Annotated in this window: 18 protein-coding genes; 9 read left to right on the top strand and 9 right to left on the bottom strand. The window is 72.1% G+C overall.

Annotated features, from left to right (window positions below):
- Positions 1-247: 247 nt before the first annotated feature.
- Positions 248-1,201: a TIGR01777 family oxidoreductase gene (locus tag IF67_RS0113650; RefSeq protein ID WP_030985422.1), complete on the top strand. Its 954-nt coding sequence runs from the start codon at positions 248-250 to the stop codon at positions 1,199-1,201.
- A 23-nt stretch (positions 1,202-1,224) separates the two neighbouring features.
- Here IF67_RS0113650 and IF67_RS0113645 read toward each other — a convergent pair whose 3' ends face one another.
- The 4 genes from IF67_RS0113645 to IF67_RS0113630 form a co-directional block, all read right to left on the bottom strand.
- A complete protein-coding gene (locus IF67_RS0113645) occupies positions 1,225-2,076 on the bottom strand; it encodes a DMT family transporter (protein WP_030985421.1) in 852 nt (283 codons plus the stop codon).
- Positions 2,073-2,588, bottom strand: coding sequence for a YbaK/EbsC family protein (locus tag IF67_RS0113640; RefSeq protein WP_030985420.1), 516 nt, complete (start codon positions 2,586-2,588; stop codon positions 2,073-2,075). The genes IF67_RS0113645 and IF67_RS0113640 overlap by 4 nt, the downstream gene beginning before the upstream one ends.
- 99 nt (positions 2,589-2,687) lie before the next feature.
- Positions 2,688-4,340 carry a penicillin-binding transpeptidase domain-containing protein gene (locus IF67_RS0113635; RefSeq protein ID WP_030985418.1) on the bottom strand — a complete coding sequence of 551 codons (1,653 nt, stop codon included), beginning with the start codon at positions 4,338-4,340 and terminating at the stop codon, positions 2,688-2,690.
- Between the two features lie 188 nt (positions 4,341-4,528).
- Positions 4,529-6,259, bottom strand: coding sequence for a dolichyl-phosphate-mannose--protein mannosyltransferase (locus IF67_RS0113630; RefSeq protein ID WP_030985417.1), 1,731 nt, complete (start codon positions 6,257-6,259; stop codon positions 4,529-4,531).
- A gap of 97 nt (positions 6,260-6,356) precedes the next feature.
- On the opposite strand from IF67_RS0113630, the gene rsmI reads away from it, so the two are divergent.
- The 6 genes from rsmI (at position 6,357) to IF67_RS0113600 (ending at position 12,017) form a co-directional block, all read left to right on the top strand.
- Entirely contained in the window at positions 6,357-7,244 is an 888-nt protein-coding gene (gene rsmI / locus IF67_RS0113625; RefSeq protein ID WP_030985416.1) for a 16S rRNA (cytidine(1402)-2'-O)-methyltransferase, read from the top strand.
- A gap of 216 nt (positions 7,245-7,460) precedes the next feature.
- Entirely contained in the window at positions 7,461-7,910 is a 450-nt protein-coding gene (locus tag IF67_RS0113620; protein WP_030985415.1) for a hypothetical protein, read from the top strand.
- A 33-nt stretch (positions 7,911-7,943) separates the two neighbouring features.
- Entirely contained in the window at positions 7,944-8,819 is an 876-nt protein-coding gene (locus IF67_RS0113615) for a TatD family hydrolase (RefSeq protein WP_030985414.1), read from the top strand.
- A 168-nt stretch (positions 8,820-8,987) separates the two neighbouring features.
- Positions 8,988-10,142: a resuscitation-promoting factor gene (locus IF67_RS0113610; protein WP_030985413.1), complete on the top strand. Its 1,155-nt coding sequence runs from the start codon at positions 8,988-8,990 to the stop codon at positions 10,140-10,142.
- Between the two features lie 22 nt (positions 10,143-10,164).
- Entirely contained in the window at positions 10,165-11,115 is a 951-nt protein-coding gene (gene rsmA, locus IF67_RS0113605) for a 16S rRNA (adenine(1518)-N(6)/adenine(1519)-N(6))-dimethyltransferase RsmA (RefSeq protein ID WP_078889418.1), read from the top strand.
- Positions 11,112-12,017: a 4-(cytidine 5'-diphospho)-2-C-methyl-D-erythritol kinase gene (locus IF67_RS0113600; protein WP_030985411.1), complete on the top strand. Its 906-nt coding sequence runs from the start codon at positions 11,112-11,114 to the stop codon at positions 12,015-12,017. Before rsmA ends, IF67_RS0113600 begins: the two co-directional genes overlap by 4 nt.
- A gap of 220 nt (positions 12,018-12,237) precedes the next feature.
- On the opposite strand, the gene IF67_RS0113595 is transcribed toward IF67_RS0113600, so the two are convergent.
- Genes IF67_RS0113595 through IF67_RS0113585 form a run of 3 tightly spaced genes read right to left on the bottom strand, consistent with a single transcriptional unit; the run spans position 12,238 to position 13,531 of the window.
- Positions 12,238-12,456 (bottom strand): DUF397 domain-containing protein, encoded by a 219-nt coding sequence (locus IF67_RS0113595; protein ID WP_030985410.1) that lies wholly within the window; start codon positions 12,454-12,456, stop codon positions 12,238-12,240.
- A gap of 18 nt (positions 12,457-12,474) precedes the next feature.
- Positions 12,475-12,672, bottom strand: coding sequence for a DUF397 domain-containing protein (locus tag IF67_RS0113590; protein WP_030985409.1), 198 nt, complete (start codon positions 12,670-12,672; stop codon positions 12,475-12,477).
- 1 nt (position 12,673) lies between these two features.
- Complete coding sequence (locus tag IF67_RS0113585) at positions 12,674-13,531, bottom strand: helix-turn-helix domain-containing protein (protein WP_030985408.1); 858 nt, start codon at positions 13,529-13,531, stop codon at positions 12,674-12,676.
- A gap of 189 nt (positions 13,532-13,720) precedes the next feature.
- Here IF67_RS0113585 and IF67_RS0113580 point away from each other — a divergent pair, with 189 nt between their 5' ends.
- Together IF67_RS0113580 and IF67_RS0113575 are read left to right on the top strand one after the other, a co-directional pair.
- Positions 13,721-13,936 (top strand): hypothetical protein, encoded by a 216-nt coding sequence (locus tag IF67_RS0113580; RefSeq protein WP_030985407.1) that lies wholly within the window; start codon positions 13,721-13,723, stop codon positions 13,934-13,936.
- 95 nt (positions 13,937-14,031) lie between these two features.
- Entirely contained in the window at positions 14,032-14,268 is a 237-nt protein-coding gene (locus tag IF67_RS0113575; RefSeq protein WP_030985405.1) for a hypothetical protein, read from the top strand.
- A 22-nt stretch (positions 14,269-14,290) separates the two neighbouring features.
- On the opposite strand, the gene IF67_RS0113570 is transcribed toward IF67_RS0113575, so the two are convergent.
- Both IF67_RS0113570 and IF67_RS0113565 read right to left on the bottom strand, forming a co-directional pair.
- Positions 14,291-15,100: a hypothetical protein gene (locus IF67_RS0113570; RefSeq protein WP_030985404.1), complete on the bottom strand. Its 810-nt coding sequence runs from the start codon at positions 15,098-15,100 to the stop codon at positions 14,291-14,293.
- Between the two features lie 30 nt (positions 15,101-15,130).
- On the bottom strand, positions 15,131-15,496 hold the full coding sequence (locus IF67_RS0113565) for a hypothetical protein (RefSeq protein WP_234341080.1): 366 nt from the start codon (positions 15,494-15,496) through the stop codon (positions 15,131-15,133).
- Positions 15,497-15,522: the final 26 nt, after the last annotated feature.

Below are 15,522 nucleotides of genomic sequence, written 5' to 3'. Positions count from 1 at the left end.
GTGGTGGTGCCGCCTCCGGGGCCTCCTGTGGGCCACCGGCTCTACCGCAAGGGCCCGTCGGGGCACCTCCCGGTACAGGCGTTCGACACCTGTCTCCTTACGCTGAAGACCCCGCCCCCCGGCACCGTCTACCCCTCGAACTGAGGGGCCGACGGGCGGTATCCGCCGGTGGCCGGGTGTGATGTTCCCGCACCCGGCCACACGGGAAGCGGGACCAGGACTGTCCGTTGCGCGACGAGGGAGCCCGATGAAGATAGTGATACCCGGCGGGACCGGTCAGGTGGGCAACATCCTGAACCGTGCGCTGAGCGCCGCGGGCCATGAGGTCGTGGCGCTGACCAGACGTCCGGTGCGGGAGGGAGAAATGCACTGGGACGGTGCGACGCTCGGCCCCTGGGCGGCGGCGGTCGACGGCAGCGACGTCGTGATCAACCTGGCCGGACGCAGCGTCAGTTGCCGCTACACCCCGGCCAACCTCCAGGAGATGATGAGCTCGCGGGTGGACTCCGCCCGGGTCGTGGGCGAAGCGATCGCCGCGGCCGCCCGGCCGCCCCGCGTATGGCTTCAGATGAGCACCGCCACCCTCTACGCCCACCGCTTCGACGCCCCGCACGACGAGGCGACCGGTGTCGTCGGCGGCTCGGAGCCCGGCGTCCCGGACTACTGGGCGTACAGCGTCGAGATCGCCAAGGCCTGGGAGCGGGCACAGGAGCAGGCCAGGACACCGGACACCCGCAAGGTCGCCCTGCGCTCCGCCATGGTGATGAGCCCGGATCGCGGCGGGGTGTTCGACGTCCTGCTGCGGCTGGCGCGGCTGGGGCTCGGCGGCCCGGTGGCGGGCGGCGCACAGTATGTGTCCTGGATCCATGACCGCGACTTCGTCCGCGCGGTCGAGTTCCTGACCGACCGCGGCGACCTCACCGGGCCGGTGAATCTCGCGGCCCCCGCTCCGCTGCCGCAGCGCGGGTTCATGCGTGCGCTGCGGGCCGCCTGGGGTGTCCCGGTGGGTCTGCCGGCCACCAAGTGGATGGCCGAGCTGGGCGCGTTCGCGCTGCGTTCCGACACCGAACTCCTGCTCAAGAGCCGACGGGTGGTGCCCGGCCGGCTGCTCGAAGCGGGGTTCACCTTCGCGTACGACGCGTGGCCGGAGGCCGCGGACGACCTGGTACGGCGCGTCCGCGGCGCACGAGCCACCGGCTGAGCCGTCCGCGCGGCGCCCCTCCCTCAACCGGTGTGCAGCATCAGGCCGATGCCCACGACCATCAGGCCCGCCGCCGCGATACGGGGGGCGCCGAAGCGTTCCTTGAAGAAGAGGGCGCCGATGGCGGCGCCGACGATGATCGACGACTCGCGCAGTGCGGCGATGGGGGCGAGCGGGGCACGGGTCTGGGCCCACAGGACCAGGCCGTAGGCGAAGACGGAGAGCACCCCGCCGGCCAGCCCGCGCAGCGCGAAGGGGCGGAGTTCGGTGAGGAGCCGGCGGCGGCGGACGGCGAGTGCGTAGGCGGGGATCACGATGCCTTCGAGGATCATCAGCCAGGCGATATAGCCGAGGGAGCTGCCGGAGGCGCGTACGCCCAGACCGTCGACGGTCGTGTAGGAGGCGATGGCGAGGCCGGTGGCGAGGGCGGCGATGATGGCCGGCCAGTGCGGCCTGGTGCCGGAACCGCGGATGCCCCAGAGGGCGACGCCCACCAGCCCGGCGGAGGCCAGGGCGACACCGGCCAGGGCCCAGGTGTCGGGGATCTCGTGGACGAAGACGGCGGCCAGGACCGTGACGACCAGGGGCGCGGTGCCGCGGGCGATGGGGTACATCTGCCCGAAGTCGCCCAGGCGGAACGACTGCATCAGCAGGGCCTGGTAGACGATGTGCAGCACGGCGGAGGCCAGGAGGTAGGGCCAGGCGCCGGCGGCGGGCAGCGGGGTGAAGAAGGCCGCGACGAGACCGCAGAGCGCACCGCCGCCGCCGACCAGGGTGAAGGCCAGGAGCTGGTCGCGGATGCCGTGGGCGATGGCGTTCCAGCTGGCGTGGGTGATGGCGGCTATCAGGACGGCCGCGACGACGAGCGGGGTCACGAGGTGCGCTCGCGCACGTCCACGATCCGGCCCTGGGCGTACTCGATCAGGGACGCGGGGTCGAGCGGGAAGACGGCGTGCGGGGTGCCGGCGGCGGCCCAGACCGTGTCGTGCGCGAGCAGTCCGCGGTCGGCCAGCACACGGGTGCGGGTGCGGTGGCCGAAGGGCGGTACGCCGCCGATGGCGTAGCCGGTGGTCTCGCGGACGAGGGCGGCGTCGGCGCGGCCGACCTCGGTGGCGCCGAGTTCCGTGCGTACGCGTTCCACGTCGACGCGCGAGGCACCGTCCATGAGCACCAGCACCGGCTGCCCGTCCACCGCGAAGATCAGCGACTTGACGATCTGGGCGAGGTCGCAGCCGACGGCCGCGGCGGCCTCGGCGGCGGTGCGGGTGGCCTCGGGGAAGCGGCGGACCTCGACGGTCAGGCCCAGTTCCGTGAGCGCTTCGGCGAAGCGGGGGTGAGCCGGGGAGGGGATGGTCTCCTGGGCGGTGTCGGACCGGGAATCGCTCATGGCCCGCACGCTAGCGAAAGCTGTACGGGCCATGCGAACGGAATCCGGTCGATGAGACAAGAGGCACCCGGGAGGCACCCCGGCAGGCGCCCCGCCTCGTCAGCCGGCGGTGAGGATGGCGCGGACCACCGGGCCCGCGTTGGAGCCGCCGTGGCCGCTCGCCGGGACGACGGCCGCCGCGGCGACATCGTCGCGGTAGGCGGAGAACCAGGCGTTGGGCTTCTTCTGGTTGTCGACCTCGGCGGAGCCGGTCTTGGCGCCGATGTCACCGCTGACCCCGGCCATCGCCTCGGCGGCCGTACCGGAGGTCGCCGTCAGCTTCATCAGCGACTTCAGACCGCTGAGGGTGGACGGCTTCATCGTCCGGGCCGCCTTGGCGAGCGTCCGGTGGTCCAGCGACGGCGAGACGATGTACGGCTGGTGGAACGAGCCGGCGCGGACAGTCGCGGAGAGCGAGGCGACATTGAGGGGGTTCATCCGCACCCCGCCCTGGCCGATCAGCGAGGCCGCCATCTGGGCGTCGCTCTGCACCGGCACCGCACCGTCGAAGGTGGGGATGCCGGTCTGCCAGCTCAGGCCGATGCCGAAGACGTCCCGGGCCTCCTTGGTCAGGTCGTCGTCACTGAGGTCCTTGGCCTGCGAGATGAAGGCGTTGTTGCAGGACGCCGCGAAGCTCTGCGCGAAGGTGCCGTGCGGGATCTCGGACTTGTCGAGGTTCTGGAACTTCCAGCCGCCGACCGTCACGTACTTGGGGCACGGGTGCGCCTTGCCCGGCGAGGTCATGCCCTTGTCCATCAGCATCGCCGAGGTCACGATCTTCATCGTCGAGCCGGGCGCGAGCGACCCCTGCGTCGCCATGTTGAAGCCCTTTTCCGGGGAGTTGGCGAGGGCCAGGATCTCACCGGTGCTGGGCTTGACCGCCGCCGCGGAGGCGGACTTCCTGCCCTTGACCGCGCGCTCGGCCGCCGCCTGGAGCTTGGCGTCCAGGGTGGTCTTGAGCGTGCCCGGTGTCCCCTTGGAGAGCACCTTCAGCGTCTTGTCGGGCAGCTGGTCGGCCGGCTTGGCGCTCTTGGCGCGGTGGATGAACAGCTCCACACCGGGCTTGCCGTCGGTCTTGTCGCCGTACTTGTCCCGCAGGCTGTCCAGCACCCCGGCGAGCGCCGGATGCGCCTCGGGGGTCAGCGCGGCGCCGTTGCGGTCCACGGCCTTGATCGGCGGCGCCTCGGCCTCACCCGTATGCAGCTGATCGCCCTTGGCCAGGCCCGGGTGCAGCATCGCCGGCTGCCAGGCGATCTGCGGCTTCCCGCTGGTCTTGTCGCGCTGCACGGTCGCGGAGGTGCGGTACGAGTAGGCCGCCTTGGTGCCCTTGTAGTCGATCTGCGCGGCGACGGTGTACGGCACCTTGCCGCCGGTCGGCGTGCCCGGCTTCAGCGCCACCTTGGAGAACCGTGCCTGCTTGCCGAGGGACTCCAGCGCGGCCTTGCACTTCTCCGGGTCGTCCGTGAGCCCGGCCGCCTTGGCCGCGTCGCCGGACTGCCAGGCGGTCAGGAACTCCTGTGACGTCGTCTGGACTTCCTTGGCCGACACCGGGCCGGTCGGCACCTCGGGCGAGCCGTCGCCCGCCTTGCCGTCCGCCGACCTGACCTCCTGCGGGGACTCGTCCGAGCCGCCGAACAGCGTGAAGCCGCCCACGACTCCCGCCACCAGGGCCACCGATCCGCCGATCAGCCCGTACTTCACCTCACGGCGCATGCCACCGATTCCCTCCCAGAGCCTCGTCCTTGAATACGCACACAAGAACGTGCCCCGCACTCTAAGGGACACGGGGAGGCGGTGAGTCTCGATCAGGGCACGGTCCGGTGACACGCTGTTGTACAGCTGTTACAGACTTGTCGAACTGGGCCCGGACCGCCCCTGATCGCCGCACCGGGCCCCGTCGCTCACACCCAGGTGTCGAACCACATCCGGTTGTGCCAGGCCGACTTCGGGATCGGCATTCCCGTATAGAGCGGATGGAAGTAGATGAAATTCCACACGATCAGGAGCACCAGGACACCGGCCCCGACCGCACCGATCGTGCGGCGGCGTTCGGCCGAGCCCGGCGGGCCGATGATCGCGCCGATCATCATCGCCAGCGCCAGACACAGGAACGGGACGAACACCACCGCGTAGAAGAGGAAGATGGTCCGTTCCTGGTAGAGGAACCACGGCAGATAGCCCGCCGCGACCCCGCAGACGATTGCCCCGGCCCGCCAGTCCCGCTGGAAAAGCCAGCGGTAGAGGACATAGAGGAGCGCGAAGCAGGCCGCCCACCACAGCAGCGGGGTGCCCAGCGCCAGCACCTCACGGGCGCAGCCCTCGGCCGCCGTGCAGCCGTCCTGGCCGGCCTTGGGGTCCTCGTAGAAGTACGAGACCGGGCGGCCCAGGACCAGCCAGCTCCAGGGGTTGGACTGATAGGTGTGCGGGGTGGTCAGTCCGGTGTGGAAGGAGTAGACCTCGGTCTGGTAGTGCCACAGGCTGCGCAGCCAGTCCGGCAGCCAGGTCCAGCCGCCCCTACGGCCGTCCGGCGTGGTCGCCCAGTCGCGGTAGTAGCCGCCCTTGGTGGCGATCCAGCCCGACCACGACGCGAGATACGTGGCGAGGGCGACGACGACGGTGGCCCCGAAAGCGGGCAGGACATCGCGGCGCAGGGCCGAGCGGAACGGGCGCCGGGCGCCTGCCGTACGGCGTGCCGCGACATCCCACAGCACCGCCATCAGGGCGAACGCCGCCAGGTAGTAAAGGCCGTTCCACTTCGTCGCGGCGGACAGGCCCAGGCAGAGCCCGGCCACGATCCGCCACGGCCGCCACCCCAGCCGCAGCCGGTCGCCGGCCTCTTCGTCCGGGCGGGCCACATGGTCCGGGCCCAGCGGCAGCGCCGCCGCCAGCCGGGCTCTGGTGCGGTCCCGGTCCACCAGCAGCGCACCGAACGCGGCCACCACCCAGAACATGACGATGAGATCGAGCAGCGCGGTCCGGCTCATCACGAAGTGCAGACCGTCCACCGCCAGCAGGGTGCCCGCCAGGCAGCCCAGCGCCGTCGACCGCATCATCCGGCGGCCGATACGGCAGACCAGCAGCACCGAGAGGGTGCCGAGCAGCGCCACCATGAACCGCCAGCCGAAGGGGTTCATCCCGAACGCCCACTCGCCGAGCGCGATCAGCCACTTGCCCATCGGCGGGTGGACGACATACGAGTGCTCGGGCGAGAGCAGCAGCTGCGGCGGATGCCCGACCAGCGCGTCATTGGCGTTCTTGGCCCAGGTGCCCTCGTAGCCGTACTGGAGCAGCGACCAGGCGTCCTTGGGGTAGTACGTCTCGTCGAATATCACCTTCCGCGGGCTGCCCAGGTTCCAGAACCGCAGCACCCCCGCGAACAGCGTCACCAGCAGCGGACCGGCCCAGCCCGACCAGCGTGCCAGCCGGGCCGCGGCGTCCGGGCCCGCGCCGAACACCGCCCACAGGCGTCCGCTCGGCTCGGGGAAGGCGGGCACCAGCCGCGTGCGGACATCGCCCTGCGAGCGGACGGGATATCCGAAGCGGCGCAGTCGCCGCTGCCACACGGGGGGCTGGTCGGCCAGCTCCGGGGCAGGCTGCGCGGCGGCGTCGGTCGCGGTGGTGTCACTCGTCACCGGGCCATCGTAGGGAAGCCGCCTGTGGACCGGTGGGGAGCGCCACCAGGCGATACCGACGGATCGGCGCGCGGCGGCGTCCTGGGAGGATGGGGAGGTGACTGGATTGCTGGTACTTGCAGGGACGCCCATCGGAGAGATCGCGGACGCGCCGCCGCGGCTCGCCACCGAGCTGGCCGCCGCCGATGTGATCGCCGCCGAGGACACCCGGCGGCTGCGCCGGCTGACCCAGGCGCTGGAGGTGCAGCCGTCCGGCCGGGTCGTGTCGTACTTCGAGGGCAACGAGGCGGCCAGGACGCCCGAGCTGGCCGATGCGCTGGCCGGCGGGGCGCGGGTGCTGCTGGTCACGGACGCGGGGATGCCCTCCGTCTCCGACCCCGGCTACCGGCTGGTCGCCGCGGCGGTCGAACGCGGCATCAAGGTCACCGCCGTACCGGGCCCCAGCGCGGTGCTCACCGCGCTGGCCGTCTCCGGTCTGCCGGTGGACCGCTTCTGCTTCGAGGGGTTCCTGCCCCGCAAGGGCGGCGAGCGGCGCACCCGGCTGCGCGAGGTCGCCGACGAGCGGCGCACCCTCGTCTACTTCGAGGCGCCGCACCGCCTGGACGACACCCTCGCCGCGATGGCCGAGATCTTCGGTGCCGACCGGCGCGCCGCGGTCTGCCGCGAGCTGACCAAGACGTACGAGGAGGTCAAGCGCGGGCCGCTGGGCGAACTCGTGCCCTGGGCGGCCGAGGGGGTGCGCGGCGAGATCACCATCGTGGTCGAGGGGGCCCCGGAGAGCGGGCCGCAGGATCTGGACGCCGACGAGCTGGTGCGCCGGGTGCAGGTCCGCGAGGAGGCCGGGGAGCGCCGCAAGGAGGCCATTGCCGCGGTCGCCGCGGACACCGGACTGCCCAAGCGGGAGGTCTTCGACGCGGTGGTCGCGGCGAAGAACGCCGCCAAGGGCTCCGCGAAGGGCGCCCCGAAGGACCCGGCGCGGGATTGATGCGTGGCAGCGGGCGAAAAGCGACTCATCAGAAGGTAAATGGCTGACCGGCAAGGTAAAGCGCAGGTGGTCGCATTGGGGTGATTTTCCTACCGCTGGCCAAATCTGCGCCAATACCCTCGCTGAACTGCTGCGTTGTCGCCGCTGAAGGCGTCCACTGGACGAGGGACGAACGGTTCCCGGAGACCTTGTCCAGCGGACAAGAGGAGCGCGCAGATGAGCGATATCGCCAAGACCACTGGAGCCACCACCGGCGGAGACCACCCCGTCCCCCGGCCCGACGCCGCCGCACACGAGGCCTACGCCTTCGCCTGCATGAGGTGCGGCCACGGCTGGGAGCAGGCGTACGAGATAGTCCACGAGGTCGACGGCAAGGGCCAGATGCATGTCGTCTACTACGCGGGCGCCGAGCGGGTCCCGTCCCCGCTGACCTGCCCCACCTGCCTGAACTGCGGCAGCAACGTCGTACGCATCATGCGCTCCGGCCAGGTCTCGATGGTCTCCGACGCGATCGCGAGCATGCATCAGCGCCGCCCCGGCAGCGGGAAGAAGAGCGAACCGGCCCTCGGGGCGGACCGCGCGGGCAGCACCGCCGAGGAGGACCCCGGACGCCACCACTGGCACCTCTCCGACCTGCTGCACCCCTTCCAGCACCACCGCAAGTGAGGCCCGCGCCGGGTCCCTCGTAGGATCGCGGCCATGGCACCGCAGGACAAGAACACCCCGCCGCCGCTGCCCGAACCACTTCGGGTGGCGGTCGCGGATTCGCACACCCATCTGGACATGCAGGAGGGCACGGTCGAGGAGGCGCTCGCCAAGGCCGCCTCCGTCGGCGTGACCACCGTCGTCCAGGTGGGCTGCGACCTGGCCGGTTCGCGGTGGGCCGCCGAGACCGCGGCCGCCCACGAGAGTGTGCACGCCACGGTCGCGCTGCACCCCAACGAAGCGCCCCGGGTCGTACTCGGCGATCCGGAGGGCTGGTCACGGCAAGGGGCGCGGGAGCCCGGCGGTGACAGTTCCCTGGATGCCGCCCTCGCCGTGATCGACGAGCTGGCCGCGCTGCCGCAGGTCCGCGGCGTCGGCGAGACCGGCCTGGACTACTTCCGTACCGGGCCCGAGGGCATGGCCGCCCAGGAGCGCTCGTTCCGTGCGCATATCGAGATCGCCAAGCGGCACGGCAAGGCCCTGGTCATCCACGACCGCGAGGCGCACGACGACGTGCTGCGGATCCTGCGCGAGGAGGGCGCCCCCGAACGGGTCGTCTTCCACTGCTACTCCGGCGACGCCGCGATGGCCAAGATCTGTGCCGAGGCCGGCTACTTCATGTCCTTCGCCGGCAACGTCACCTTCAAGAACGCCCAGCCGCTGCGCGACGCCCTCGCCGTCGCCCCGCCCGAGCTGGTCCTCGTCGAGACCGACGCCCCTTTCCTGACCCCGGCCCCTTACCGCGGACGGGCCAACGCCCCGTACCTCATTCCGGTCACGCTGCGGGCGATGGCGGAGGTCAAGGCCGTGACCGAGGACGAACTGGCCACTGCCATCGCCGCGAACACGGCGCGGGCCTTCGGTTACTGAGCGCGCCGAAGCCGCCCCGACCGGCCGCTGACGGGCCTCCGGCGCCGCCGGAAAGCCCGTCAACACCCCCGGCTTGACCACGTTCCGTAACGGGTCGACTTTGGAGAGTCGCCAACACTCCGCTACATTCCGGCCGTCAACCGCATCCCGTGGCATGTGGAGCGCGCCGTGAGTCATTCGCAGAGCAGCCACCGCGCCGCGCGCGGCCGTCGTAGACGCCGCGCCGACGGGCCCGAAGCGCTGCGCCGGCTGTTGCCGCAGGCCCTGGTCGTCGCCTTCCTCGCCGGCGGCACCACCGCCTTCATCGCGCACGACAAGGCGATCCGGCTCACCGTCGACGGCACCCCGCGCACCCTGCACACCTTCGCCGCTGACGTCGACGATCTGCTCGCCGCCGAGCATCTCGACATCGGCGCACACGACCTCGTCGCACCCGCCCCCGGCACCGGACTCAGCACCGGCGACGAGGTCGTCGTCCGGCACGGCCGCCCGGTCTTCCTGACCATCGACGGACAGCGCCGCCAGGTGTGGACCACCGCGGGCACCGTCGCCGGCGCGCTCCACCAGCTCGGCGTGCGCGCCGAGGGCGCCATTCTGTCGGCCTCCCGCTCCCGGCGGATCGAGCAGCACGGCATGGAACTGGCGGTACGCACCGAACGCTCGGTGGTCATCGTCGCCGACGGCCGGGAACACCGGGTGCGCACCAACGCCGCCACCGTCCGCGAGGCACTGGCCGAGGCCGGTCTCGCGCTGCGCGACCAGGACACCACCTCGGCGCCGCCGGACAGCTTCCCGCGCGAGGGCCAGACCATCTCCGTGATGCGCATCACCGGCTCCAAGGAGGTCCGCGAGGAGCGCCTCCCCTTCCGCACGATCCTGCGGGCCGATCCGCATCTGGCTCGCGGCGTCCAGTCGGTCGTCCAGCAGGGGCGACCCGGTGTGCGGCGGGTCACCTATCGGGTGCGCACCGTCAACGGCGTCCGGCAGAAGCCGAAGCGGCTGCACAGCAAGGTCGTGCACGCGCCCCGTCCGCAGATCGTGCACCTCGGCACCATGGTGCTGCCCACCTCCGTGCGCGGCGCCGACCATCTCGCCTGGCATGCACTGGCGCAGTGCGAGACGGGCGGGCGGCCGCACGCCGTCGATGCGTCGGGCACCTACGGCGGGCTCTACCAGTTCGACGCCGCCACCTGGCGGGCCCTCGGCGGCCGCGGCCGCCCCCAGGACGCCTCCCCCCGGGAACAGACCTTCCGGGCCAAGAAGCTCTACATCAGACGGGGGGCGAGCCCGTGGCCGGTCTGCGGCCGTAAGCTTCACGGGTGAACGAGCGCAGCGAGGCTTTGGCATGAGCAAGAGCACCACCGACGAATCCGGTCCCCTCCTGGGCGCCGCCGACATCCGCGAGCTGGCCGCCGCGCTGGGCGTCCGGCCCACCAAGCAGCGCGGCCAGAACTTCGTCATCGACGCGAACACCGTCCGCCGGATCGTGCGGACCGCCGAGGTGCGGCCCGACGATGTCGTCGTCGAGATCGGCCCCGGCCTCGGCTCGCTGACCCTGGGGCTGCTGGAGGCCGCCGACCGGGTCATCGCCGTCGAGATCGACGAGGTGCTGGCGGCCGCGCTGCCGTCCACCGTCGCGGCCCGGATGCCCGAGCGCGCCGACCGCTTCGCGCTGGTGCACAGGGACGCCATGCACGTCACCGAGCTGCCCGGCCCCGCGCCCACCGCGCTGGTCGCCAACCTCCCCTACAACGTCGCCGTGCCGGTACTGCTGCACATGCTCGCGACCTTCCCCACCATCGACCGCACCCTGGTCATGGTCCAGTCCGAGGTCGCCGACCGGCTGGCCGCCCGCCCCGGCAACAAGGTCTACGGCGTGCCGTCGGTGAAGGCCAACTGGTACGCGGAGGTCAAGCGGGCCGGCGCCATCGGCCGCAACGTCTTCTGGCCCGCGCCCAACGTCGACTCCGGCCTGGTCTCCCTCGTGCGCCGCGACAAGCCGATCGAGACCTCGGCGAGCCGCGACGAGGTCTTCGCCGTCGTCGACGCGGCCTTCGCCCAGCGCCGCAAGACGCTGCGGGCCGCGCTGTCGGGGTGGGCCGGATCGGCCGCCGCCGCGGAGGCCGCGCTGGTCGCCGCGGGTGTCTCGCCGCAGGCCCGCGGCGAGGCGCTGACCGTCGAGGAGTTCGCGCGGATCGCCGAGCACAAGGGACCGGGCGGGGCGCCCGGCATCCGGCAGTCACGGGGAGAGCGCGCCTCAGGGGGAGAGCAGACATCAGGGGGAGAGCAGGCATGACGTTCACCACCTCGATCACCGTCCGGGTACCGGCCAAGGTCAACGTCCAGCTGGCCGTCGGCGCCGCCCGCCCGGACGGCTTCCACGACCTGGCCAACGTCTTCCTCGCCGTCGGCCTCTACGACGAGGTCACCGCGACCCCCGCCGAGTCCCTGCGGATCACCGCCGAGGGCCACGACGTCGACCAGATCCCGCTGGACCGGACGAACCTGGCCGCCCGCGCAGCCGAACTGCTCGCCGCCCGGCACGGCATCGAGCCGCACGTCCACCTCCACATCACCAAGGACATCCCCGTCGCCGGCGGCATGGCGGGCGGCAGCGCGGACGCCGCCGGGGCCCTGCTGGCCTGCGACGCCCTGTGGTCGACGGGTGCCTCGCGCGAGGAACTCCTTTCCCTCTGCGCCGAGTTGGGCAGCGATGTGCCGTTCAGCCTGGTGGGTGGCGCGGCCCTGGGACGCGGCCGTGGCGAACTCCTGACCCCCCTCCCCGTCGGCGGCGCCTTCCACTGGGTCTTCGCGGTCGCCGACGGCGGGCTGTCCACCCCGGCCGTCTACGGCGAGTTCGACCGGCTGACGGCGGGCACCGAGGTGCCCGAGCCCGAGGCGGACCCAGCCCTGCTGGCCGCCCTGGAGACCGGCGACGCCACCGCGCTCGCCGCGGCCCTCACCAACGACCTCCAGCCCGCGGCCCTGTCCCTGCGCCCGTCCCTGACCGCGACGCTGGAGGCCGGCACCGCCGCCGGCGCCCTGGCCGCGCTGGTCTCCGGCTCCGGGCCGACCACCGCCTTCCTGGCCAAGGACGCGGAGGCGGCAAAGGAAGTGGCATCGGCGCTGCTGGCGTCGGGGACCTGCCGTCAGGTGCGGGTGGCGGATTCTCCGGCGGTGGGGGCGAGGGTTCTTTAGGTCTGGCCCCGGGCGACGCCGGGCGGGCTGAGCCTGCCGGGCTGGGCCCGCCGGGCGGGCCCAGGTCCTGGTGATGGGCCCAGTGATCGGCCCGTGGAGCCCTTGGGGGATGTGGGAACAGATCCCGTAGGGGGTGCGAGCGCCCCCTACGGGGCCACAACGCGGCGGGGGCGGGCGGGTATTCCCGCGGGACCCCGCCGCGCTCAGTTGCCCGGGAGGCTCAAGCGCCCGGCAGGGCAGTGTCCTTGACGGCGGTGACGAAGGACGACCAGGCGGCGGTCGGGAAGATGATGGCCGGTCCGTGTGGGTCCTTGGAGTCGCGGACGGGGACGATGCCGGGGAGGTCGTCGACCACTTCGACGCAGTTCCCGCCGTCGCCGCTGGTGTAGCTGCTCTTGCGCCAGACGGCGGTGCTCAAGTCAATCCGTTCGGTGCCCACTTCGTTTCTCCTCTGCACTTAGATGCCCGGGAGATCGGTGTCCTTGACGGCGGTGACGAAGGACGACCAGGCGTTGGCCGGGAAGACGATCGCCGCGCCGTGTGGGTCCTTGGAGTCGCGGACGGGGACGATGTCGGGGAGGCCGTCGACCACCTCGACGCAGTCCCCGCCGTCGCCGTTGGTGTAGCTGCTCTTGCGCCAGACGGCGGTGCTCAAGTCAATCCGGTTGCTTGTCACTTCGGTAGTCCTCTGCGGCCGCCTCGATCATGGTCAGGGACGCCTCGGGAGCGAGTGCGGCGGCCCTGAGCCGATCGTATGCCTTGCGGTATTTCTTCACGAGGGCCGGATCGTCGATCGTGTCGCCGCTGTACTGCGATTCCAGGTAGGCGAGCGGCGGAGCATCCGCAAAGGTCATGATCTTGGCCAAGCCCACCGTCATGAGGGGATGCGGTCCGCAGTTCCACGGAAGGACCTGTGGAACGATCCGGCGCTTCCGCGCCAGCTCCGTGATGCGGTCGAGCTGATCAGCCATCGCGGCCGCAGGGAGGACCGGGCAGCGCCACACGTACTCGGGGAGGATCACCCAGTATTCAGGGCGCTTGTGGTCACTCTCGAAGAGGCGGGTCCTCGCCGTGCGGGCGCTGACCTTCTCCTCCACCTCCTCGTCGGGCGCCAGCGGATGGGTCGCCCGCACCACTGCCCGCATGTACGGCTCGGTTTGCAACAACCCAGGGATGAGCGTGGGACACCACTCCTCGATGGTCTCCGCGTACTTCTCCGCCTCCAGGACGCGCTCGAAGTACTCGGCATGGCCGCTCCGCCTCGCCTTCCGCACGTCCTCGCAGCGCCGTTGGAAGAAGCCATCCGTCTTGAGCGCCTTGTCCACGTGCTCGGCCAGTTCCGCCGGCATCCGCCGTTCGCCGCGTTCGATCTCGCTGAGGTGGCTTTGGCCGTAGAAGCTGCCCTCGACCAGTTGCTGGAGCGTGAGCCCGGCCAACTCCCGCTGGTAGCGCAGCTCCTTGCCGTAGAAGGTGGGGACTCCGGCCGAGCCGTCAATGTCCTTGCGTCGTGCCACGGTGCACCGCCGTACGTGTCGCTGGTTCACAGTTGTTGCGGACGGACTCCGGCGGTTCCCCGTATTTCCACCACTTCGCTCCACGCACTCCCCGGACGACGACCGGGAGCCCAACCCCCTTTCACGCTACGCCGCGTCACATCACTCTGTAAGCAGTTCGTTGCTATGCGTACAGAAAGGCCCGGCTCCATGCCCCTCGACCGCTCCCTCCCCGACGACGTACACGAAAGCGCCGAAGAGCTGCGCGCCGCGCTGAAGGAGCACGGCATCACGCTGCCGTCGCTCGGCGTCGATCTGCCCGGCTTCGCGGGCGTCTACGGCGTCTCGCTCGTCGCCCTCGGTAACTGCAACGCGGCGACCGCCCGCCGCCTCGCCGAGGTTCTCCGCAAGGCGGCCGCGCGTTGAATGGAGTGCCGCGCCCCGTCCGAACGGGCCTCGGACGGCTGCTGGGTTGGTTACTTCCGGGGCGGGGCGGCCATCGGGCGAGCACCAGTACCGGTGTGCTCGCCGCCACGGCCTGGCCGCCGAAGGCTCCGGCGCGGCGCCGCCTCGTACGCGTCCACGGGGTGCCGCCCGGTCTGCTGCCGCTCTGCGGTGAGGGCAGCGGCCTGGTCCGGCCGTACGTCGCTGCCGCCAAGGCGCGGCAGCGTGCGGCTCAGGACACCCGGCGCCGGGAGTTGGAGGAGGCCGTACGGAGGCTCAACACCTGGTCGTCCGGTGGAGGCGGACGCCGCTGAGGCGCCATGAGGGGCCGGAGCGTCACGCCCCGCCCCGGGCGGCTTCGGCCAGCACCCCGGCCACCAGTCGCCCCGCCCGTACGGCGGGCTCGGCGGTCGTCGGGACGCAGCGGTCCGCCGCCGGGTCGTACGCGGTCATGATCACGCCTGCGTGGTCGGTGTCCGGCTCCTGGAGCGTCACCGCCCGGCCCGGCGCCCGCAGCGTTTCGGCGAGGTCGCGGGAGCGGTGGGCGTCCACGACCGCGTCGCGGCTGCCGTGGACGAGGTGGACCGGTACGCCCGGGTCCCGGCCCGCGGGGAGATCGGCCAGCGGCGCGGTCCCGGTGGTACGTGCCGGAAGGTCGTAACGGCCCGCCACCCCCACCACCGCGCTCGGCCGCCACCCGTCCACGCTCTCCGGACGCAGCGCGACCCCCAGCGCGGCCCCGGCCCCCGCCGACCACCCCGCCAGCACGAACGACTCCCCGTCGCCGCCCAGCCCGCCCGCTTCCTTGCGGACGAAGGCCAGCGACTCCAGCAGGTGCGCCCGGCCGCCGTCCTCGGCGTCCGAGCGCCAGTCCGGTACGAGCACCAGCAGCCCGAGCGCCGCCGCGGCGCGCGCCAGCGGTTCGAGCACCTCCCGCTCGTCGGGGCCGATGCCGTGCCAGAGCAGCACGGTGGGCGCCGCCCCGGATGCCCCTGGCGCCCCGGATACCCCCGACGGCCCGGACGCCCTGGCGGCCCCGGCCGGACGATGGACGTCCAGCCGCTTCCCACTCGGCCCGTAGACCAGCCCGCGTACCGTCTCCACTGCCGTGCCTGCTGTGTCCGCCATGCCCATGTCCGGTGCCATGACGGCACGTTACAACGGGGGCGCGGTGCCTCAGGTGCCCGCGATGGCGTACGACACCACCCAGGCCAGGACCAGCAGACACGGGGCCACCAGGAAGCTGCGCCGGCCGGCAGTACCCCCGTTGCCCATGCCCACCACGGTCAGGAGGGCGGCCACGAAGGCGGCGGCGACCGGCAGGGTGCCGACGATCTGCTGGGCGCCCGTGGAACAGATCGTGCGGGCGTCGCCCTCGGAGCAGCCGTCGCTCGCCATCACCAGAAACGGCGCGAACAGACCGGTCACCCCGGCGAACGCCAGCAGGAGCAGGCCGACGGTGAAGCGGCCCACGGCGGAACCAGTCACCGGCGGTGCGTCGTCGGGCACGGAAGGTGCGGCCGGAGCCTGGTCGTTGATCACGCGGCCCACGCTAGGTCCGCCCGCAT

Origin of the sequence: Streptomyces sp. NRRL S-1813, assembly GCF_000719605.1 — a bacterium.
GTDB lineage: Bacteria > Actinomycetota > Actinomycetes > Streptomycetales > Streptomycetaceae > Streptomyces > Streptomyces decoyicus.
The sequence above is the reverse complement of the archived record's forward strand: the minus strand, read 5'-3'. Positions and strand labels throughout refer to the sequence as shown.